This is a genomic window from Pseudomonadota bacterium (genome assembly GCA_026390555.1).
Taxonomy (GTDB): Bacteria; Bdellovibrionota_C; UBA2361; order UBA2361; family OMII01; genus OMII01.
The window spans coordinates 1-19,109 of sequence record JAPLFS010000095.1 but is presented as its reverse complement, the minus strand read 5'-3'; the positions used below and the strand labels follow the sequence as shown (position 1 = coordinate 19,109).

Here is a 19,109-nt window from a genome sequence, read left to right as displayed (position 1 = left end):
GGATCTCATGCGATGTTGAGTAGGCCGGTACGCCGTAATTTATAACCTCTACCTGACGGTTGCCGGGATTAAGGGAGAGCATCTGCGCAAGCTTTTTCGGAAAGGTATCTGTAAACTGCATGTAGGGGGCGAAGGTAAAGGAGTCTCCGATCGCTGCTATACGAAAAACGTTCGCGGGCTTCAGCACTGCATGTGGATAGTCCTGCATGGAGGTTGCAGTGGGCGCACGGAAGTAAAACTGAGGCCGGTGGCGATAGATACCCCGATTAGGGGTGCTACAAGGGGGAGCAGTAACCGCGTAAGCCTATCCACTTAAGCACCTCCGACGCGCATACTAGGGGTGGCTAGTGGTGGTGTGCAGAGGGTGTCTTGAACCCGCTGATAGAGGGCGCAGAGCTGTGTTTCAAAGGCAGGAATCGTATAGAGATGCTCGGCGCGTAGCCGTGCCTGAGCGCCTAGCTGTGCCCTAAGCTCTGGGTCATCGAGTAGGCGTTTAAGACCCGCAGCAAATCCAGGCGCGGTCGGTGGTGTTAATACCGATATCTCGTTGTCTAGTACCTGAGAATGGGTTGGTAGATCGGTCGCAACTAGAGCCCTCCCTGAGTGCAGGTACGAGTAGATCTTCATCGGAGTGTTATTTCCCCTGATGCGGGGCGAAACCAGAATTGCTGCCTGCTCAAGGTAGCTCTTCAGGTTTGCAAGGGGGCGAGCTCCAAGAAATACAACGCTTTCAGAGCACCCTAACTGGCGCGCCTTAAGGGTATAACGTTCAATTAAGGTGTGAGTTCCGCCAATTATTACAAGTTGTGGCTGGGAGGGATGATTTATAATAAGTGAGAACGATTCGAGTAGCAGATCGATACCCTGGTACGATTCGAGGTTGCCGACGTAAAGCAACACTGGGTGTTGAGTTGAAACGGAGGCTCCAAAGATCGTAGCAGCATCTGTTTGTGAAGCCTCCGTTGTAGGTAGGAGCGAGACATCACGTAGCATTACGGTGTGTGGCGAGCCGTGCTTAATAGCGATAGCCTGTAGCGAGTCACAGACAGGTGCCACCGCAATACTGCCCCGTACCGCGATCCCTTCGATTAGGTTTAGGATCGGAGATATCGGAGCGCACCACCACCATTTTTCTGTGAGCTGCATCGATAGCGATGAATCCATATCGTATATATATGGTGTGCCGAAGAACTTCTTAGCTAGCCAGGCGATAAACACCGCTTCTTCAACGGCGTGAACCACCGTGTATTGCGATCTGCGAGCGCGCCACAAAAGTAGGAACGCCGAACAGAGAAAGAAGATATCACACAGGAGCTTTTTGCATGAGATGCCTGGGCGAATACCACGCAGAAACTTAGGAGTTGGGGTGCGAATAATACGCACACCAGGGATCTCAATCTCTTCACCCTCATCGTACACGAGCAGATCAATCTGAGGCGCGGAGTTGTTATTGAGCCCTAAGGTACGCGAGAGCGTATCAAGCACCATTCTTACGGCTATCGGGGTTCCGCGCTCCTGATAGAATGGTTGTGGGGCTAGCAACAATACCCGCATGTTAGGTCCTACCAAAGATCTTTCTACGAATTATTGCCACCGTATCGCGGATAAAGAAGCGCAGGGTCCGACGTTGACAATTAAGCCACAGCAGCAGGTAGCCCCCCTGTGAGAGGGTAAACTTTAAAACATGCCCACGCAGTCTTGGTAGGTGACAGAACATATGTGTGAACATATGGATCTCTGTTTTAAGAAACTGCTTGCCGGATTGACGGGGAAAGCGAAAGCCGTGTGGGCCGTAGGCTGGAACCGGCTTGCCCTGGCGACGGAGCGTCTCGATAACACGGAAGGCACGCCACCGTTTCTCGGTTCCCATCATGCGGTTGCAGGCGAGCGCCTCACGCCTGGTTACCGGCTCTACAACCACATCACCGGCAGCTGTTATCTGTTTCATAGCTGCTTGACCACGCGCCGAGCGTGCTAAGCCGAAGCTCCAACCCTTGTAGAAATCAATGCCGCTGTGTGGAGGTGCCATCCATGGATCGCCAACAGCGATGTCGGCGAACTCCGCACTCGCATCAAAGCATGTCAAACAACGAGCCGGTGTATAGAGCCGGTAGACGATGTTGATAATCTCCATCGAGGAGGGGCGGTAGCCCTTTTTCTCGCCGAAGTAGACCGGATAGAGCGAGCCATCACTTTTCTCTATGTGTGGGGTTCCAGGGTGCTTGCCAACACGAGAGATATAGCGCGTGGCGTTCTTTGCGTGTGAGCCGAGGCTGTTCCAGATAATCTTGAGCGCTTCGTGCTCAACGGCAGCGTGACAGAACAGACCGATGGTGAGTACGATCCTTTCACGCAGCCTTTGATCCAGTTCAGCCGCTTTCACATAGCCGTGAATTTGGCAGGGGAGACCCACCAGCGCATAGCGACCTGGGATAGCGCGAATCTCGCTAAAAACTGAGTTAGTTGGACAGATCGCATACTTTGACTTCATCGCGGCAAGGAGCTCCTCCTCTGTGCGCGCAACGATAGGCTTACCCTTCCAGAGCTGCTCTGGGTCGGAGGCGATCACAACAGCACCGTCGATCTCTTTGCGTCGCAGCAGATTAAGCAGTATGGCGGTGACCAATCCACCACTGGTCGAGCGCTCACGAATAAGTGGGTCGGTCGAATAGGAGAGAAAGGCATCGAGGAACTCACCGTGAGTTGAGGTAACGTCGGCCTCAACGCCGAAGCTCTTTTTATAAGCCTGATGAATATCGAATTCATCTCCTGGACAGACCTTGACGCACAGATCGCAATCGGTGCAAGCAGAGAGGTTCTGCACCGCTGGGTAATCATCTTTATCAAGTCCCAGTACGCCGGTCGGACAGATACCGATGCAGGAACCGCAGCGGTGGCATAGTCCGCCATCGATAATCTTGCCTAAGCTGCGAAGCGCGCGTGGGGTTGTAGTATTCTGGTCGGTTTCCCACCGTAGCGGAGTGACCATTGGCCCCGAAGCTCTAAGCGGTAGGAGTGCGGGAGCCTCCGGTAGGATCGCCAGGGATGCTGGGCGCCTCGTTGATACCGACTCGCTACTCGCTGACATGCGCGCCCTTTCGTACATATTTGGCTACGACAGGCGAGCCGAATAATCGCGTGAGCAAAGTAGCTCGAGCAACCGTTTCTAGTAGCTGCGATAGTTTGCGACTCTTGAGTGCGCGATGAAGCCCCATCGGAAAGAGGAACTGTTTTTCAAGTCCCAATAGTCTAAAGCCAGCCTTTTTGAATTCACGATGAACCTCACGCGTAGAAAATATGCGGTAAGTTCTGGTGTTGCCCTCAAGCCGTCTCTTGACTGAAAAGAGTAGGGGGGTAAGAACGTTGGAGCTGAACCGGACAGGATAATCTACTATAACGGCATGATTTGAGACACGACACATCTCGGCGATCAGGGTTCTCCATGCTGTACAGTGGCTCAAGAGCCTAAAACTCACCACTAAATTAAAAGAGCCGTGCTCATAGGGCAGTTCAATCAGGTTTCCTGTTTTAAACGAGATCGATCCTGTGTCGATGTAGCGGCGCAGTAGTTCGGCGCATACGGGAGAGCTGCCAAGAACGGTGACGGCACGATTGGCCTTAGTAGCTAGTGGGAGTGCAATCTGGCCATGTCCTCCACCGACATCGAGTACCGAGGTGCAGTGCTGGTCTAGAAGCTTAAGAACGGCAGCTTCCTGAACTGATAACATCCAGCCTCCAACAGCGCCGCCGAAGCGAGCAGCGTACTCCTGTGAGGAGGAGTGTACGTCGGCAGTCTCGGCTCCGTGCTGCGGTGAATAGGCGTCTGCTTCGGTTGTAGCGGTGAGTAGTGTAGGCATGACCTTCTCAAGACGACAGAGCCCTTGCAAATGCGCCAAATACCGCATCTTAAGAAACTCTGATAACCCCACGAAATAGCTATGAAATTGCACAAATAGTATAGCGAGGGAAGGGGTTAAAGATCAAGTTATGGCGGATAGCGTAATGGTTTCTTGTAAGGGAGCAAGCTTAAAGCTTAGGGCGCTATTCTGTAATCGTTCTATAAGATACTGAATTACCAAGTGAATGTATCGGGGGATAAACCCTTAAGAAATTCAGCTAGGAGGTCGATTGCTTTTGTAAGCGGTTAGTTTTTAGAGGGGGTTGCTATGGATTTCCCAACGGAGATCGTCGGAGATAAGGGCTATATCAGGATAACGAGCGATCTCGACACCGAGGTGGCTGGAGAGGCGTTGCGCGCGGCGTTCAACGACATCTACGAGCAGGGCAAGAGAACGATCGTACTCGATCTCTCTGGTGCTCAGATCATTAATAGCTACGGCATCGGAAAGGTGTTGATGTGCTACAAGCGGCTTAAGGCAGAGAACGGTGTGTTGATGGTAAAGCCACTGAACGGATTTGTTAAGGAGACCTTCGAGCTTCTTATGCTCGATAAGCTACTCCCTGAAGAGAAGTAGATGTTTAACAAAAGAGTGATGGTAGTGAACTAAAGAATACCAGGAGCTAAGCGCAAATGAGCGTTGCCTCGATACCACCAAGCATCCTATTAGCTGATGGAGATGCCCAGAGTCGCACAATGTTCGGAGACTTTTTTGAGCGTAGGGGATGGGTGTACGAGGTAGTTGCTGAATTAGAGCTGCTTAATAACGCCTTAGAGAATAGTTGCTACGATATTGTGATCGCTGACGTTGCCATGCCTGGGCTAGATTCCCTTGGGCTTTTCAAAGAGATTCTGCAGAAGCGGCCAACACAGGCCATTATAGCTGTAAGTGAGCAGGCTTCGTATGACGAGGCACTCAATTATTTTAGAAATGGGGCAACTGACCTGCTGGCGCGACCGATAGATTTTCCATGGTTGGAACGGGTGGTGCAGCAAATTATGTGTGCGCATAGGCAGGATGAGCGCGAACGGCTCGTATGCAAATTTGTCACGCATGAGCGCACCGAGATGGTATTTTCATGTCGTGATATCATAAAGCTCGATACTGTACCGCTTCCGATCGTAAGCAGACTTCAGGCAATAGGCGCGCTAGATCAAAGTGCGGCGCTCAAGGTCAGATTGGCTGTGCAGGAGGCCGTATTGAATGGGCTTGAGCACGGTAATCTTGAGCTTGAATCGAGCTGGAAGGAGGAGCTTGAGGATGATGGAGGTGATCGTTTTTCAACGGTAAGGCGCGAACGTTTATCAGATCCTAGCTATGCAGAGCGGCTCTTGGTTGTGGCTATCCAGTATGATGGAGTAATGCTTGAGATCTCGATTAAGGATCAGGGGCAGGGTTTTTTGAATCTCAGCACAGATCCGCACCAAGTTATAGCGGCAGATGTTGCGTGTTCTGGACGGGGTTTGGCTTTAATGTCCAGCGCAGTAGACGAGGTATTTTTTTACAATAACGGATCCGAAGTAAGACTTAGAAAGGCTACGAACAACGCAAGGAGGGCGTAAAGAGATGGCTTTAAAATTCAGACTTAAAGGGCTCGCTGAAACGTTCGTTGATACGATCTCGTGTCCCTGCTGTGGGGTGGTGGGTTCCGACGATCAAAATTTCTCAACGGAATTTACCAAGGTTACCTACGAGGGAATTATCGTAGTCGTGCAATGCCGCGCCTGTAACGAGATCTTTGTGCCTATTACGCAGCGCTTAGGGGTGCTTGATTTCAGGGCGCTCAAAGTTGCCGTTGAGAAGGATAGCGTCGACAGCGGCCAGGCCATTCTGTACGGAATAACGGCTGTGAGATTGAGCGCAGAAAAGTTAAACGCGCAGCGTAAAGGCGCTCTACATTGATTTGAGCTGCGACTACTTGCTTATGTCAGCGAGCGATATTTTGTGCTTCTTAAGGGTTTCAAGAAAGCCTAGCTTATCGATGGTACGGAGTATGCGTGTTGAGACACGGATGCGCACGCTCTTGCCAAGCTCTGGGACGTAGAGGCGCTTAACCTGTAGATTTGAATCAAACTTGTGGTGGGTCTTGTTGTTAGCATGGCTAACACGATTACCATTTTGATGAGTTACACCTGAGATATCACAACGACGAGCCATAGCACTTCCCTTTTCGTAAAGCCGCGAAAGGATATATCTCTCTGGTCATATTGTCAAAACATGTAAGGGCATAGAATGAGCGGGGGTAGGGGACCATAGGGGCATAATTTTCGCCCTGGATGGCTAGCGATAAAGCTAGTAGATCTGAAGACTTAGAATCTTTGGCATGCGCCCATTTCCGGTTTTTTTAAGAGTCGCACTGGCGAGGAAGGTTGCCGTGCCGTATTCGACCTTTGCGATAATCTCAAAAAAATTTCCCTCGGCCTGTACAAGGCTTGCGAGTCGCTGGCCAACAGGGCCCCCTACGATATCGATTAACTTTGCTGAGAGGTCGTTGGCGGTAAATGGGCCGCCCCCAGCTGGATTCCTGAATTGAATGATGCCTTCTGCCGCTGCATCATTCAGATCTACATCAAGGGCCTTGATTACCTCAGGTGGAGCCGCATTTATATTTATCTTTGAGAAGCTGCGTGCTGAGACAAAGGGCAGCAGGCGCTGGATCTTGTCGGATGTGAATCCTGGGATCGCCGAAAGCTCACTGGCAAGAGAATCGATCCGGTTATCATTTCTGAACTCCTGCCCTTTTGGTAGATCGCCCTCCATCCCTTGAGCAAAGTTAGGCACGTTTGCACTATCCTCATCGGTATCAAGATAATCGATGATATTTGCCACTAGCTCCTTAGAGCTAAACTCTTTAGAGGGCGCTTTGTTAGAGCCCTGCGTGGGTTGTGAGGGTTGATCAAATCCCAAGTTTTCAAAAAGTCGCGCGGTGATCTCAACCCACTTAGTTGGAGCTTGTGTACTAGAGCTTGGTTTGAGTTGCATTAGTGGGATCTTTCTCCCCTCAGAGGAGATTAGGAGGGAGACACGCACATTTGCCTCCTGGAGTCCAAGTAGATCTCCGGGGATCTCCATGCCATCGCTAAACTTTAACCAGAGATCCGTATCTGGATTATCGAAATCATTATTGTCGTTCTTGATCAACGTCTGAGCTACATTTATCGCAGATTTTAGAATGTACTCAGCCTTAACGCGCTGTTCAGCGGCGCTATTAAGTCGCATAGCGACGTAGGTTGAATCGGTCAGCGCAACGAGAATTGCGCTAGAAATCGCTATCATAAGGATAACCATGATTAGCGCCACGCCCCGTTGTTGTGGCGTCATAGCAGCTCGATCTTGTTTGGATGCTTTTCTCATACTAAACCGCTAGTCCAGGTAGAGTTGTTAATAGGTATAGAAGCCGCGCCCAGACTTCTTACCAAACCAACCAGCATCAACGTACTTCACAAGTAGGGGGCATGGACGGTATTTGTCTTCACCGAGCTCACGGTGAAAAAGTTGCAAGATATAGAGCAGGGTATCTAGCCCAACAAAGTCAGCCAGGGTTAGTGGTCCCATTGGATGGTTTGTTCCAAGCTTCATCGCGTTATCTATATCGATAGCTGCTACGCCCTCTTGTACAAGAAAGATAGCCTCGTTAATCATCGGGCAGAGGATGCGGTTTACTATAAAACCTGGACCATCTAGGGCAAGCACGGTCGTTTTCTTGATCGATGTGCATAACGCCTGCACCCTCTGATAGGTTTCGTCACTTGTCTGTAGGCCACGAATCAGTTCAACAAGGTTCATAACTGGGACCGGATTCATGAAGTGTGCCCCCATGAATTTATCGGGCCGAGAGGTTGTGGCAGCCATGCGGGTTATAGAGATTGAGGAGGTGTTGCTGGCGAGCAGCGAGGCAGGGGGAAGGATGGCGTCTAGTTGCTTGAAGATAGAGGCTTTAACATCAAACTGCTCTATAATCGCCTCAATCACGAGGTCACAACCTGAGAGATCCGAAAGTGAGTTGGCCTGAGTCAGGTTTTGTTTAGCAGAGTCGCGTACGTCAGCAGCCAGTTTACCCTTATCAACCGCTTGGTTAAGGCGCTGATGGATGCTCGACATGCCGAGCCTAAGGGCCTCTGGATTGGCGTCAAAGAGCAGGGTTGCATGACCCGCTACGCACAACACCTGAGCTATACCTGCGCCCATCTGGCCGGCTCCAACAACACCAACTATCTTAATCTCGTTCATAATGGCCCTATCTATTTCAATGATAGCCCCAAAATCCCGTGAAAATGGATCCTTTGCAAGGGCTTAAACGAAGGGGGATTCGTTTGTACTCTGTTAACAAAACATGTCACTATTCACCCGACTAATAGGTTTGTCGCTTTTTAAACGGATCTGACCGGGTGAATAGTTGCAAAACAAGTAAGCAAGACCCTCTACTAGCCTCTACTAGTCTCTATTATTAAAATTATGACTACAGTGAGTAGTTACGAAGCGTAGTTGTATGAAAAGCCTCTTTGTCCGCGATATCGCCATAGATCTTGGAACGGCAAATACCCTTATTTATGAAAAGGGGTGTGGAATCGTCCTCAATGAACCCTCGATGGTGGCTTTAAAGAATATTGGGGGAGGACGGCAGCCGGTTGCTTTCGGTGCAGAGGCCAAGGCGATGTTGGGTAAGACCCCACAAGGGGTTGAAGTCATCAGACCTGTTCGTACCGGAGTTATCGCAGACTTTGAGGTCGCAAGTATTATGTTACGCGAGTTTATATCGCGCGTGCGTTCCCGTAGCTTCTCCTTTATAAAGCCGCGCGTGATGGTAGGGGTACCGTGTGGAATAACTGAAGTTGAGAAGCGTGCCATTCGTGAGGCGGTTCAGGACCAGGCGCGCGAAGTGCGGCTAATCGACGAAGCGATGGCGGCCGCCATCGGTTGCAACCTTCCGGTTACTGATGCGACCGGGAGCCTAATTATCGATATCGGTGGTGGAACGACCGATATCGCCGTTATTAGCTTAAAGGATGTAGTGTACTCAGTCTCTCTGCGGCAGGGTGGGGATGCTCTTGATGAGTCGATCATAAACTATATGCGGCGTCGTCATCACCTCCTGATAGGCGAGACTACAGCAGAGCAGATTAAAAAGTCCGTTGGAACTGCTCACTCGGATTTCGATGATGAGACCATGGAGGTACGGGGACGCTCGCTTATCTACGGAGCCCCGACATCTATGACGATCTCAGGTGGTGAGATTCGCGAGGCTATGAGCGAGGTGATCTCTCAGATCGTGATTGCGCTGCGCCAGGCGCTTGAAAACACACCACCTGAGCTGTCAGGAGACATCATTAACCGCGGAGTGGCATTAGCAGGTGGCGGGGCGCTTGTACGGGGGCTCGGAAAGCGTCTAACCGAGGAGCTTCATATGGAGGTCACCGTGCCTCCAGATCCACTTGCTGTGGTTGCAGAGGGCGCTGGACGGTGCCTAGATAATAGCGAGATCTTCGAGAGTATCTGGACTTAAGCACTAAGAGGTAATGCGCGAGCTCTCAGCGAGCTGCTGAGTTCGAGCGTGTATTGCCGCATCTTGTCGCTCTACCTTCAGGGAGCTAAGGTCGCCAGAAAATAATGCAACGATGCCCCCAATAGCGCTGCTGGTCGTTACGGCTAGAAGCCATAACGCGCCAAATGCAACCGATTGCTCTACGCCCATAATGGCCGGTGCTGCTGTTAGGAAGAAGATGTAAGACTTTTCACGCACACCTAGCCCGTTCCAGCTAATCGGAAGGCTACTGGCGATATTCACAAAGGGAATAACGACGAAGAGTGTTGCTAAAGGAATGGAGACTCCGAGCCCCTCAGCCATAACGGCGTGTAGCAAGATCTGCAGGGTATGGAACACGACCGATATCGTCGTGATAATGGCGAGGGTCTTTGCATCGCGAGGAAAGATAGCGGCCACCTGTTTTAGCTTGGTTGCAATCTTCGTATTACTTACCATCGGAAGGTGGGTGAGGGTCCAGGGGCCGACGACCCACAGGGTGATAAAGCCGAGTACGAGGGCAAATAGCATCTGAATAAGCCACGGCGGAACCCGCTCATTTCCGAGTATAGCGCTGGTGAGTAAGGCTATTACGCTTAGTACTGTAAGACCATGAATTCGATCCGCTACGACCGATGCAACCCCCTCGGTTTTCTTTGGTTGGCCCTGTGAGATTAGGAGTCCGCGCGCAACGTCACCACCCACCATACCGAGGCCAAAGCAGTTAACGAACATGCCGATAAAATAGGCCTTGAGCGCTGTAGGGTATGGAACATCGATGCCACCGGAGCGTGCGATCGTCCACCACTTAATGGAGCTCATAAACTGCCCAAGCGTGTAACCTGCGATGACTAGCAGGACCGTGGTTAGGCTGATTGAGCCGAAGGTAGCGCACAGCCTCTCGATATCTACAGAATAGATAACGAGCCCGATCATTAGGGCGCTGAGACCGATCTTTATAAGGCTCTTTGGTTTAATGTGGCAGACCTGCATGTTAGCTAACTATTCCAGATTCTGAGGATTTTTTCAAACCATGATAATAATCAACCTAGTACGGGTTGATTTGCAGAGCATAGCAGTAGCAAAATCGTTCCAGTTAGCATTGACTAATAACGCAGTAAAGCATGTTTACATGACGATTAACTTTAATTCCTTACCGCCAGATGATCAGCCGCAATTTCCCGATCGATATAGGGCGGCTATTCATATCAATTCCGTTCCCGTCCATGATCAGGAGGCGCAGGCAGCTCTGATCCTGGAGGCACTTCCCTATGCAGCCAATTCCTATTGGCGGGCACTGGGTCCATCGACTAAGGATACGCTTGTTAGCATGGGGCTGTTAAAGCGGGCTGAGTTGCCGCAGCACTTTACCCATACTGAGAATCTCAAGAGGTTGCTTAGGATCGTGGAATGGGGACCAGAACAGACTCATAATTATGCGGTACGAGCAGTTATGCTTGCGACTCAACGGTTTGGTTCTAATGCAGCGTCGAGTGTGACGCAACATATTATTGATCTATTAGAAGTTTCTTGGGATTCCAACAGCATTGGCAAGGCAAATTTCTTGATGTCCATGCGTAAGCTAGTGCTGCTCTTTATCGAGGATCGGAACTTAGGCTTAAACACCTTTGAAGAGATGCTGGAGACTGTTTTTGAGCAACGTAGGTACAGAACCGCTGTTGACAATAATCTCGTCACCTACCTTACCACCACAGATCCCTATGCCCAGCAGCGTGCAGGAGGGTTCCTCTATCAATTTGGGGCGTACAACAGCCCACCATTTCTTGGAGGAGAGCGGTTCGAAAAAGCCAGCAAGGAGGCGCAGCAGCGTGCAGAGACGATCGTCACACGCTCCTTGAAGTATGTTTTGAACTTCGATCGATTCAGCGCTGAAGCGAGACGTATTAGGGGACAGGACAGCAGCCTTTTAGCAAAATTTGGAGAGGCCTCATTTGAGGAGGCTTGGCGCATGAAGGCCAGCAATATAAATCAAACTCCAGGCTCTGGATTACTCTTAGCTTCGCCCCGCATGGATCGGCTCTTCTTTGGAGGGCGGCAGGGAGCTGCTTGGTATAAAGAGGCCTACGGCTCCTATGGAGGGGCTGTAGAGCAGTTCTCAGGGGTATCAATTGTTGCGATGCGAGCAGGGTGGATAGTCTTTCACGGGGCCCCACAATACTCCCTCCCGGTAGAGAAAGTAAGCGGTGGACGAATGGAGCCCTATTGCCTCTTCCTTGCGAATAATCACTTCACTGGGGGCTTAGAGCTAAGCGCCTTACTACCGGTCAGGATCGTACGACGGCATATCATGTCATCGCTAGAGGAGTTTCGTCCGGCCTGTGATGATCCCGGGGTGCTAGATGCCTGTGTGCCAGGATTTAATCTGGAGTCCTTAGCGCAAGAGAGTAAAGCAGCCGGATTGCCACCTCTGATGCTTGCTAATCTCTCGGTAGCCTTTGGCGGTGCGGTGGCGGCATACCCGAAGGGTTCCGCTCCATATTATGAATGGGAGCCCGCTAAAGAGGATGCTACAGATCTGTGGCAGGATGCCCTTGGACGTGTGCATCATGCCTGGCGTGCGATGGAGTTCGATAGTTGTTATGAAGCGATGTCAGCAGAGCAGATTACTGAGGCCCGTATTAAGCTGCTTGCTCCACTTGCTGAGGGGTGTGAGATCGTTGCTACAGCAGCGGAGGGGCTGCTAAATATGCTTGATCTCTTTATGTTTCGCTATGATGCCTGGAAGTGTGGATTAACACCCGGCCAAACGAATTCGAGACTGATGTTGCACGAGTCGTACCGTCAGCATAAGATCCTGCGTGCTCGGGCCGCCAAGGAGTCTGAGTACAGCTGCCTCTGTCTAGTCGATCGCTATGCCTGGAGTGAGAAGCCACAACTACTTATAGACACGCACTCGATGGAGTTACAGATTATCGGGGCTCGGAAAAAAACGCTCCCAAGCGAGCAGGGCAGGCTAAAGATAGCAGAGCAGTTATGGGACCGGCATGTGCTGCCGCACATATCAGAAACCCTCACTGGAGTATGGAGCGAGACTAACAAGACCCTTATGTTTTTACCTAGGGAACATGTGTTATAGAGCTTTATCTGTGTTGCAGGGAGAGGGAACAGGCTTTTTAATCTATAGGTAAGCGTATGGCAGGCAGTATTATCGCTACAAGCGCCGGTTTGCTCAGGGATCTAGTGGTTCCGGCACGAGGCCTGTGGCTTGGTTCAATAGCGGCTCCAATAGCGCCCCCTATGCCACCACCGGTTGCTCCGCCGCCTCAACGACAGGCACCTCAACGACAGGCGCCCACCCGCCCACATCAACCTCCGGCACCTGATGAGCAACCTCTTCCTACACCGCGCGAGTTGCCGCAGCGTTGTCCTATGCCGGGTTGTTAGCACTAGATTGCTAGGTCTAGAATGGCTTGGGTATTACAGGAGCAGAGCACCGATATGGCAGATGATACTAACCCTAATAATCAAAGGCCCGAGCGAGATCCGCTGCAAGTTGGACTTGATCGCAACCAGAAAGGTCGTGGGGTACGTCTTCCTAGATGGATGGAGGAGTATGGAGGATGGGTGGTGGTCTTGGTTGTTATCTCTGTCTTTATCATTCCGGTGCGGATGCTCGGAATCTTTGATCGAGCACCGGGGCCAACTCTTGCTAGCGCTAACCTGAGGATAGTCTTTGGCCCCGCAAAGAGTTGGGTTGAGGGTTCAACTACGCAGATAAAGTCAATTGATGTAAAGATCGAGAACACTGGACCGGAAGCCGCCCAAAATGTGCAGGTACAGGCGCTCGTGCGAGCAAGCGGATTCCCGTTAGTAGGGCCTCTGACCATTGCGAATGGCGTAACAGCGCAGTTTTCTGGCGCCACACAGCTCAATATCACATCGGAGGACGCCGTGAGAATTCAACTTAGCTGTGCTAATTGTCCGCCGCCTGGTCCCTAGAGAGTAATGGGTATCAGATTTATATTACCACTATGGTAACTATTCACCATGTTTTATCGTTGTATGCGTTAATGCTTATAGGAGGCGGTCTTTGTACGGAGCTGCCCCTTTCTTGTCGTCCCCTGATCGGGGACGGCAGATTTTGTGAATAGTTAGTATTGTCACCCCCGATTTGATCTGCAAATCGACCCCTGAGGGGTTGGTACAGAGCATCTACGTGTGCGATCGTACTTAGTTTATGCTGACTAGTTACCCACTATGAATAGCGGTGATTCATCGTATTTTACAGTCGAGGATGGATACCACCTTCCATCTGTCGTATTCCTCTTTGGTTTTGCCGGTGCCGGTAAGAACTTCTGTGCAGAGGTGCTTGCCAGGCGATTTAGATATGAGATTTACGATCTAGACCACCACATAACACCAGCTATGCGCACTGCGATCGCTGAGGGGCAGTCGTTTACAGATGAGATGCGAGATGAGTTCTTTGCTGTTGTGCGCAGCGAGATAGCAGGACTGCTGCAGAGATATCCCCGACTTATCCTGCATCAGGGTGCCTACAAGGAGAGACACCGCATAGCGATTAGGAGCGCCTACCCACCGATTGAATTTGTGTGGGTTACGGCGCCGCAGGAGATGATAGTGCAGAGGTTAATGCAAAGAGGGACCCCCGTATCGGCCGAGTATGCCGCCGCTATCGCCAAAAACTTTGAGCCTCCTGAGCCGCTTGCCAAGGTCCTGGTAAACGACACTAGTTGCGAGCAGGAATTGGCTATGCGCTTTGTTTCGTTGTTCAAAAAAACGTGATTATGCATCGATACGGCCCCTTCTAGGCGTGTTTTTGTAGAACAGATGACAAGTCCTCACACATTCTCTATACTGTCACTACCCTTACGGGCCGATAGCTCAGTCGGTAGAGCAACTGGCTTTTAACCAGTGGGTCGGTGGTTCGAATCCACCTCGGCTCAGTTTAGTATCTTCCTATTCGCACTTTACAGGCAAAGATGCGAATGACGGGTTAGGGGCTACACGCCACTAATTATCCCAGTGGCAGGAGTTTTACACATTAAACCTAAAGTGCACGATATCTCCGTCCTGCATGATGTACTCCTTGCCCTCAGTGCGCATCTTTCCAGCCTCTTTAGCCTTTAGCTCGCTACCGGCCTGAACATAGTCGGTATACGAGATAACTTCGGCCCGGATATAGCCACGCTCAAAGTCTGAGTGGATCTTTCCAGCGCACTGCGGCCCGGTGTTCCCGGCCTGAGCTGTCCAGGCGTGACACTCCTTAGGACCAACGGTGAAGAAGGTTATAAGATTAAGCAGTTTGTGCCCAGCAATGGTGAGGCGATCTAGTCCTGATTGCTCTACCCCAAGGGAGCTTAAGAACTCACGCCGCTCCTCTGGATTAAGCTCTGATATCTCGGACTCTACCTGCCCAGAGATGGTAACTAGGGCCGAGTTAAGCTCCGCTACATAGGCAGCAAGCACATCGACCGGCAGTTTGCCACCCGGAGTAGGGATGTGCAGTAGCTCGCTCTCAGGAACGTTTGCAACGAAGAGCACAGGTTTTGATGTCAGTAGATTTGATGTGACCTCAACAAGATCCTCCTCAGTTCCGATAAAGAGCCCTGAGCTCTTAAAGGTACGGGCTGGTTTTCCCTGATTAAGCCAAGTCTCAAGGGGCTCTAGGATGGCGAGCCTAGCTTTAGCGCTCTTATCCCCGGTTTTGGCAGCCTTCTCTATCTTGAAGCGTAGTTTCTCAATAGCATCGAGGTCTGAGAGGATAAGCTCAGTGTCGATCGTCTCAACATCACGGCGTGGATCTACGGAGCCATCAACGTGCACGATGTTCTCATCATCAAAACACCTCACCACGTGCGCGATCGCATCAACGCCGCGAATATGACCGAGGAACTGATTGCCGAGACCCTCGCCCTTGGATGCTCCCCTGATAAGTCCAGCTATATCAACGAAGGTTATCTGAGTAGGGATAAGCTTTGCGGACTTCGCAATTCCAGCTAACACCTCGATGCGTGGGTCCGGTACAGGAACAGCGCCAGTATTCGGCTCTATGGTGCAGAACGGAAAGTTAGCCGCCGCTGCCTTGGCTGATGTTAATGCATTAAAGATTGTGGACTTTCCAACGTTTGGAAGTCCGACTATACCGCAGGTAAATCCCATGAAACGACCCTGTTAAAATAGAGAGATATGTAGACCACCATATTGGGGTCCATAAGCGTCTATAGAGGTACCACGGCGGGGTGGCTAATTCAACGCAGGTAAAAATTAGCAGTATCTCGACCCCTCCCTATGATTAAGCTACCTTACCAGCATGCTAAAGCACCTTTTTACCACCACCTACGCCATAATCCTTACCCTTAACGTAGTAGGATGTGGAGGAGGAGGTGGGGGGGAGGAGAGCACGGAGGCGTGTGCCTCACTTAAGATAGCTGGAGGGCAGGGGTGTAGCGCCCCGCCAAACGCAATAGTAGTCGTTTCATCAGTAGTGGGCGAGTGCTCCGGAACCTTTATCACAAACCGCCAGGTGCTTACAGCCGCGCACTGCGTGCCCGATCAGAATGCGCAATATACAGTAAGTAACGCATTTCTTCAGGCTAGTGTTGAGAGGATCGACGTTCACCCACTCTTTAACGACGGTGTGCCATCAAGCGGCTTTGATGTGGCAGTTCTTACTGTATCAGGGAACGCACCGGTGACCCCAGTTTTTATTGAGGTGTCTCAACCTGTGATCTCCGGAGATAAGCTAGTGGCTTATGGATTCGGGCTTGATCAGGAGCGCAACACAGCACCCGAACGTATTATAGATGGCGAGGCTGCCCTTAAGGCTACCTACCTTAGCGCGACAAAGGTGTCCGATTATTCAATCAACACGATTAGCGATGGAAGTGGTGATACCTGTGCAGGGGATTCCGGTGGGCCGATCCTGCGCCAAGCGGCGAATGGTAGCTACGGAGTGGTCGCCATCGTGCGTTACGGACCGACACGCTGTGTCGAGTATCAACCGGTAGAGAGTGAGAACACTAATCTGCAGGCGGTGAGTATCCTTAATTTTGTAACGCAAGCGGCGCCTGGGGTGCGGGTGCGGTAGGGGCTAAAAGCATAACAGCTACCAACCGCTCTCGTGCACTACGTTTAAGTGAATGGCCCCACCAGGACTCCCCTGTTCGCTATGCTCACAGGGGAGGGACTTGACTGTATTTTCAGGTTCAAGTCCGGGTGTGATCATTCTCTTTCACTACGTTCAAGTGAATGGCCCCACCAGGACTCACCTGTTCGCTATGCTCACAGGTGAGGGACTTGACTGTATCTTCAGGTTCAAGTCCCGGTGTGATCATTCTCTTTCAATACGTTTAAGTGAATGGCCCCACCAGGACTCACCTGTTCGCGGTGCTCACAGGTGAGGGACTTGACTGTATTTTCAGGTTCAAGTCCCGGTGTGATCATTCTCTTTCACTACGTTCAAGTGAATGGCCCCACCAGGACTCACCTGTTCGCTATGCTCACAGGGGAGGGACTTGACTGTATTTTCAGGTTCAAGTCCCGGTGTGATCATTCTCTTTCACTACGTTCAAGTGAATGGCCCCACCAGGACTCCCCTGTTCGCTATGCTCACAGGTGAGGGACTTGACTGTATTTTCAGGTTCAAGTCCCGGTGTGATCATTCTCTTTCACTACGTTCAAGTGAATGGCCCCACCAGGACTTGAACCTGGGACCTACCGGTTATGAGCCGGCCGCTCTAACCAACTGAGCTATAGGGCCAAAAGGTGCTGTAAGAGCACCGTAGACCAGAGGTTTTACAACTGAGTCGCCTCTGGTGCAACCCTTTCAGGTGGATAGTGGTCTTATGGGGGGGGTATTTCCAGCATGGATCGTTTTTTAATGGCATACCCATTGAAAACAACCCGTTATCTCCATAAGATAACTCGACAGCCGTTATCAAAGGATTTCATGTCCGATACCCAAAGCGCGCCACCCCTTCCGATCATAATAGAGATTAGTAAGATAGATGTTCAGATAGCGGGCTTATTAGCCCAACAAAAGAGCATCGAAACCGAACGAGTCATTCGCAAGCAAGCTCTCGACGTACAGACCCTTAAACGCAACGCACGCGTAAAGATCCTCGAAGAAAAACGAGCGATTAATCTTCGCGAGGAGAAGTCGGTAAAGATCGAGCGTGAACGGATCAACGAGCGACGACGAGCGCTGAACACCCTCAATAACTATAAACTTCAACAGGCAGCCGAGCGCGAGATCGAATTCGTTGCAAAGCAGATCGGACAACGTGAGGATCTACTGCTTGGACTTATGCGAGAGGTTGAGATCCTCGAGCGGGATATCGCCGAGATCGATGGAGTAGTAAAGGGGCTTCAGGAGGAGGGCGCGGCCTTTGAGCGCGAAGCTGAACTAACCCTCCAGACGGTTGGGACTAGTCTGGGAGAGTGTAATGAAGAGCGAGCCCAGCAGGTGACATTAATCGGAAATAATTCGGCGCTAATAATCTACAACAGGGTCAGGGATAGGTTCCCCATGAACCCTGTAGTAGCGCTTATAAACAGGGATACATGCGCAGGATGTCACATGAAAGTAGGCCCACAGGTGATAGTGCAGATATCTCGTGGAGATGTGGTAAAGTGCCCTGGCTGCGGCCGACTCTTAAAATTGTCGGCTGAGTAGTAATCTTCCAGTAGGGAGGAGTTGAGTGGATGGTCGCTTGGGGTAAAACCCGAGAGGAAAGTCGGGACTTCATAGGGGATGTTGGCCGTTAACGACGGCGCCGGGTGATCGGCGGAAAGTGCCACAGAAAAGAAGACGACCTATCCTCGCTTCGGCGAGGGTGGGAAACGGTGAAACGGTGAGGTAAGAGCTCACCAGCACGGGGGTAACTCCGTGGCTTGGTAAACCCCAGCTGAAGCAAGACCGAATAGGAAGGCTCCCTACGGCAACGTAGGCGGTGCGACCCGTACCGGGCCTTCGGGTAGTGTCGCTTGAACCAACTGGCAACAGTTGGTCCAGATGAATGACCATAATGAACAGAATCCCGCTTATTGCTCGACTCCTCCCTAGTTGGAGATCCCTAGCAGGCTGCTACCCGTTCTGCGCGCGTTGCCGAAGAAAGTGATCCATAATAACAAGGGCCGCCATGGCATCCACGATCGGCACGGCGCGTGGAAGTACGCATGGATCGTGACGCCCTGCAGCCGCAATTTTTGTAGGCGAGCCACTTGTTGTGACGGTATCCTGCTCTTTAGCTATCGTTGCTACCGGTTTGAAGGCGATGCGGCAGGTAATAGTCTCCCCTGATGAGATTCCACCAAGCACACCCCCTGCATTGTTAGTTTGAGTTGAGACCTCGCCGTCTTCGTCGATAATAAAAGGGTCGTTGTGCTGGCTGCCGCGCAGGTGAACCGCCCCAAAGCCGAGACCGATCTCAAAGCCCTTGACCGCATTTATGCTGAGCATGGCCTTGCCGAGATCTGCATGTAGTTTATCAAAGACCGGCTCGCCGAGCCCTGCTGGGCAGCCCTTAATGACGCACCGAATAACCCCTCCGATCGAATCGCCCGCAGCCTGTACCTCGCGGATAAGCTCAATCATCTTGATGGCAGCGCCCGGTTCCGGACACCGCACGATATTGGCCTCAACATCACGCTCGCTAACCTTTTCGTAATCAAGCGTAGCGCTGATGGGGCCAACCTGTTCAACGTAA

The 19,109-nt window shown here is 51.3% G+C and carries 20 protein-coding genes, 2 tRNA genes and 1 other RNA gene; 12 read left to right on the top strand and 11 right to left on the bottom strand.

Going from position 1 to position 19,109, the window contains the following annotated elements; all coding sequences use genetic code 11:
- The 4 genes from NTV65_11830 to NTV65_11815 form a co-directional block, all read right to left on the bottom strand.
- Positions 1-208 (bottom strand): SGNH/GDSL hydrolase family protein (locus NTV65_11830; GenBank protein ID MCX6115883.1); only part of this gene is annotated, 208 nt, incomplete at its 3' end.
- Between the two features lie 104 nt (positions 209-312).
- Positions 313-1,554 (bottom strand): glycosyltransferase family 4 protein, encoded by a 1,242-nt coding sequence (locus tag NTV65_11825; GenBank protein MCX6115882.1) that lies wholly within the window; start codon positions 1,552-1,554, stop codon positions 313-315.
- 1 nt (position 1,555) lies between these two features.
- Positions 1,556-3,088, bottom strand: a complete 1,533-nt coding sequence (locus NTV65_11820; protein ID MCX6115881.1) for a Coenzyme F420 hydrogenase/dehydrogenase, beta subunit C-terminal domain — start codon at positions 3,086-3,088, stop codon at positions 1,556-1,558.
- Positions 3,075-3,896 carry a class I SAM-dependent methyltransferase gene (locus NTV65_11815; protein MCX6115880.1) on the bottom strand — a complete coding sequence of 274 codons (822 nt, stop codon included), beginning with the start codon at positions 3,894-3,896 and terminating at the stop codon, positions 3,075-3,077. Before NTV65_11815 ends, NTV65_11820 begins: the two co-directional genes overlap by 14 nt.
- Before the next feature lie 270 nt (positions 3,897-4,166).
- Between NTV65_11815 and NTV65_11810 the strand changes: the two genes are divergently transcribed.
- From NTV65_11810 to NTV65_11800, 3 genes are read left to right on the top strand one after another with little or no spacing between them, the layout of a single operon-like run.
- Positions 4,167-4,475, top strand: coding sequence for an STAS domain-containing protein (locus NTV65_11810; protein MCX6115879.1), 309 nt, complete (start codon positions 4,167-4,169; stop codon positions 4,473-4,475).
- A 56-nt stretch (positions 4,476-4,531) separates the two neighbouring features.
- Entirely contained in the window at positions 4,532-5,461 is a 930-nt protein-coding gene (locus NTV65_11805) for an ATP-binding protein (protein MCX6115878.1), read from the top strand.
- A 4-nt stretch (positions 5,462-5,465) separates the two neighbouring features.
- Positions 5,466-5,801 carry a hypothetical protein gene (locus NTV65_11800; protein MCX6115877.1) on the top strand — a complete coding sequence of 112 codons (336 nt, stop codon included), beginning with the start codon at positions 5,466-5,468 and terminating at the stop codon, positions 5,799-5,801.
- A 12-nt stretch (positions 5,802-5,813) separates the two neighbouring features.
- Here the strand turns inward: NTV65_11800 and rpmB are convergent, their stop codons facing one another.
- The 3 genes from rpmB to NTV65_11785 all read right to left on the bottom strand — a co-directional run bounded on the left by rpmB (position 5,814) and on the right by NTV65_11785 (position 8,129).
- Positions 5,814-6,056: a 50S ribosomal protein L28 gene (rpmB, locus tag NTV65_11795; GenBank protein ID MCX6115876.1), complete on the bottom strand. Its 243-nt coding sequence runs from the start codon at positions 6,054-6,056 to the stop codon at positions 5,814-5,816.
- A 135-nt stretch (positions 6,057-6,191) separates the two neighbouring features.
- On the bottom strand, positions 6,192-7,220 hold the full coding sequence (locus NTV65_11790; GenBank protein MCX6115875.1) for a type II secretion system protein GspK: 1,029 nt from the start codon (positions 7,218-7,220) through the stop codon (positions 6,192-6,194).
- Positions 7,221-7,280: 60 nt separating this feature from the next.
- Entirely contained in the window at positions 7,281-8,129 is an 849-nt protein-coding gene (locus NTV65_11785; GenBank protein MCX6115874.1) for a 3-hydroxyacyl-CoA dehydrogenase NAD-binding domain-containing protein, read from the bottom strand.
- Positions 8,130-8,388: 259 nt separating this feature from the next.
- Here NTV65_11785 and NTV65_11780 point away from each other — a divergent pair, with 259 nt between their 5' ends.
- A complete protein-coding gene (locus NTV65_11780) occupies positions 8,389-9,402 on the top strand; it encodes a rod shape-determining protein (protein MCX6115873.1) in 1,014 nt (337 codons plus the stop codon).
- Positions 9,403-9,405: 3 nt separating this feature from the next.
- On the opposite strand, the gene NTV65_11775 is transcribed toward NTV65_11780, so the two are convergent.
- A complete protein-coding gene (locus NTV65_11775; protein MCX6115872.1) occupies positions 9,406-10,413 on the bottom strand; it encodes a lysylphosphatidylglycerol synthase transmembrane domain-containing protein in 1,008 nt (335 codons plus the stop codon).
- Between the two features lie 40 nt (positions 10,414-10,453).
- Between NTV65_11775 and NTV65_11770 the strand changes: the two genes are divergently transcribed.
- The 5 genes from NTV65_11770 to NTV65_11750 all read left to right on the top strand — a co-directional run bounded on the left by NTV65_11770 (position 10,454) and on the right by NTV65_11750 (position 14,345).
- The gene (locus tag NTV65_11770; protein ID MCX6115871.1) at positions 10,454-12,517 is read left to right on the top strand and encodes a hypothetical protein; all 2,064 of its coding nucleotides are present in this window, start codon (positions 10,454-10,456) and stop codon (positions 12,515-12,517) included.
- 56 nt (positions 12,518-12,573) lie between these two features.
- Entirely contained in the window at positions 12,574-12,825 is a 252-nt protein-coding gene (locus NTV65_11765) for a hypothetical protein (protein ID MCX6115870.1), read from the top strand.
- Positions 12,826-12,846: 21 nt separating this feature from the next.
- The gene (locus tag NTV65_11760) at positions 12,847-13,380 is read left to right on the top strand and encodes a hypothetical protein (GenBank protein MCX6115869.1); all 534 of its coding nucleotides are present in this window, start codon (positions 12,847-12,849) and stop codon (positions 13,378-13,380) included.
- A gap of 258 nt (positions 13,381-13,638) precedes the next feature.
- The gene (locus tag NTV65_11755; GenBank protein MCX6115868.1) at positions 13,639-14,184 is read left to right on the top strand and encodes an AAA family ATPase; all 546 of its coding nucleotides are present in this window, start codon (positions 13,639-13,641) and stop codon (positions 14,182-14,184) included.
- A gap of 88 nt (positions 14,185-14,272) precedes the next feature.
- Positions 14,273-14,345 (top strand) — tRNA-Lys (locus NTV65_11750).
- 91 nt (positions 14,346-14,436) lie between these two features.
- Here NTV65_11750 and ychF read toward each other — a convergent pair.
- The gene (gene ychF, locus NTV65_11745) at positions 14,437-15,561 is read right to left on the bottom strand and encodes a redox-regulated ATPase YchF (GenBank protein MCX6115867.1); all 1,125 of its coding nucleotides are present in this window, start codon (positions 15,559-15,561) and stop codon (positions 14,437-14,439) included.
- Positions 15,562-15,712: 151 nt separating this feature from the next.
- Between ychF and NTV65_11740 the strand changes: the two genes are divergently transcribed.
- Positions 15,713-16,489 carry a trypsin-like serine protease gene (locus tag NTV65_11740; GenBank protein MCX6115866.1) on the top strand — a complete coding sequence of 259 codons (777 nt, stop codon included), beginning with the start codon at positions 15,713-15,715 and terminating at the stop codon, positions 16,487-16,489.
- Positions 16,490-17,087: 598 nt separating this feature from the next.
- On the opposite strand, the gene NTV65_11735 is transcribed toward NTV65_11740, so the two are convergent.
- Positions 17,088-17,161, bottom strand: a tRNA-Ile gene (locus NTV65_11735).
- 120 nt (positions 17,162-17,281) lie between these two features.
- On the opposite strand from NTV65_11735, the gene NTV65_11730 reads away from it, so the two are divergent.
- Entirely contained in the window at positions 17,282-18,076 is a 795-nt protein-coding gene (locus NTV65_11730) for a C4-type zinc ribbon domain-containing protein (GenBank protein ID MCX6115865.1), read from the top strand.
- Between the two features lie 17 nt (positions 18,077-18,093).
- An RNA gene (gene rnpB / locus NTV65_11725) (RNase P RNA component class A) lies at positions 18,094-18,463 on the top strand.
- Between the two features lie 24 nt (positions 18,464-18,487).
- On the opposite strand, the gene aroC is transcribed toward rnpB, so the two are convergent.
- Positions 18,488-19,109: chorismate synthase (gene aroC, locus NTV65_11720; protein MCX6115864.1), on the bottom strand; the 622-nt coding region annotated here is incomplete at its 5' end.

Bases quoted from the DNA above. Each gene is read 5' to 3' on its own strand.
- NTV65_11825 (MCX6115882.1), bottom strand. From the start codon at position 1,554: ATGCGGGTATTGTTGCTAGCCCCACAACCATTCTATCAGGAGCGCGGA.
- NTV65_11820 (MCX6115881.1), bottom strand. From the start codon at position 3,088: ATGTCAGCGAGTAGCGAGTCGGTATCAACGAGGCGCCCAGCATCCCTG.
- NTV65_11810 (MCX6115879.1), top strand. From the start codon at position 4,167: ATGGATTTCCCAACGGAGATCGTCGGAGATAAGGGCTATATCAGGATA.
- NTV65_11805 (MCX6115878.1), top strand. From the start codon at position 4,532: ATGAGCGTTGCCTCGATACCACCAAGCATCCTATTAGCTGATGGAGAT.
- NTV65_11800 (MCX6115877.1), top strand. From the start codon at position 5,466: ATGGCTTTAAAATTCAGACTTAAAGGGCTCGCTGAAACGTTCGTTGAT.
- rpmB (MCX6115876.1), bottom strand. From the start codon at position 6,056: ATGGCTCGTCGTTGTGATATCTCAGGTGTAACTCATCAAAATGGTAAT.
- NTV65_11790 (MCX6115875.1), bottom strand. From the start codon at position 7,220: ATGACGCCACAACAACGGGGCGTGGCGCTAATCATGGTTATCCTTATG.
- NTV65_11785 (MCX6115874.1), bottom strand. From the start codon at position 8,129: ATGAACGAGATTAAGATAGTTGGTGTTGTTGGAGCCGGCCAGATGGGC.
- NTV65_11780 (MCX6115873.1), top strand. From the start codon at position 8,389: ATGAAAAGCCTCTTTGTCCGCGATATCGCCATAGATCTTGGAACGGCA.
- NTV65_11775 (MCX6115872.1), bottom strand. From the start codon at position 10,413: ATGCAGGTCTGCCACATTAAACCAAAGAGCCTTATAAAGATCGGTCTC.
- NTV65_11770 (MCX6115871.1), top strand. From the start codon at position 10,454: ATGATAATAATCAACCTAGTACGGGTTGATTTGCAGAGCATAGCAGTA.
- NTV65_11765 (MCX6115870.1), top strand. From the start codon at position 12,574: ATGGCAGGCAGTATTATCGCTACAAGCGCCGGTTTGCTCAGGGATCTA.
- NTV65_11760 (MCX6115869.1), top strand. From the start codon at position 12,847: ATGGCTTGGGTATTACAGGAGCAGAGCACCGATATGGCAGATGATACT.
- NTV65_11755 (MCX6115868.1), top strand. From the start codon at position 13,639: ATGAATAGCGGTGATTCATCGTATTTTACAGTCGAGGATGGATACCAC.
- ychF (MCX6115867.1), bottom strand. From the start codon at position 15,561: ATGGGATTTACCTGCGGTATAGTCGGACTTCCAAACGTTGGAAAGTCC.
- NTV65_11740 (MCX6115866.1), top strand. From the start codon at position 15,713: ATGCTAAAGCACCTTTTTACCACCACCTACGCCATAATCCTTACCCTT.
- NTV65_11730 (MCX6115865.1), top strand. From the start codon at position 17,282: ATGGCATACCCATTGAAAACAACCCGTTATCTCCATAAGATAACTCGA.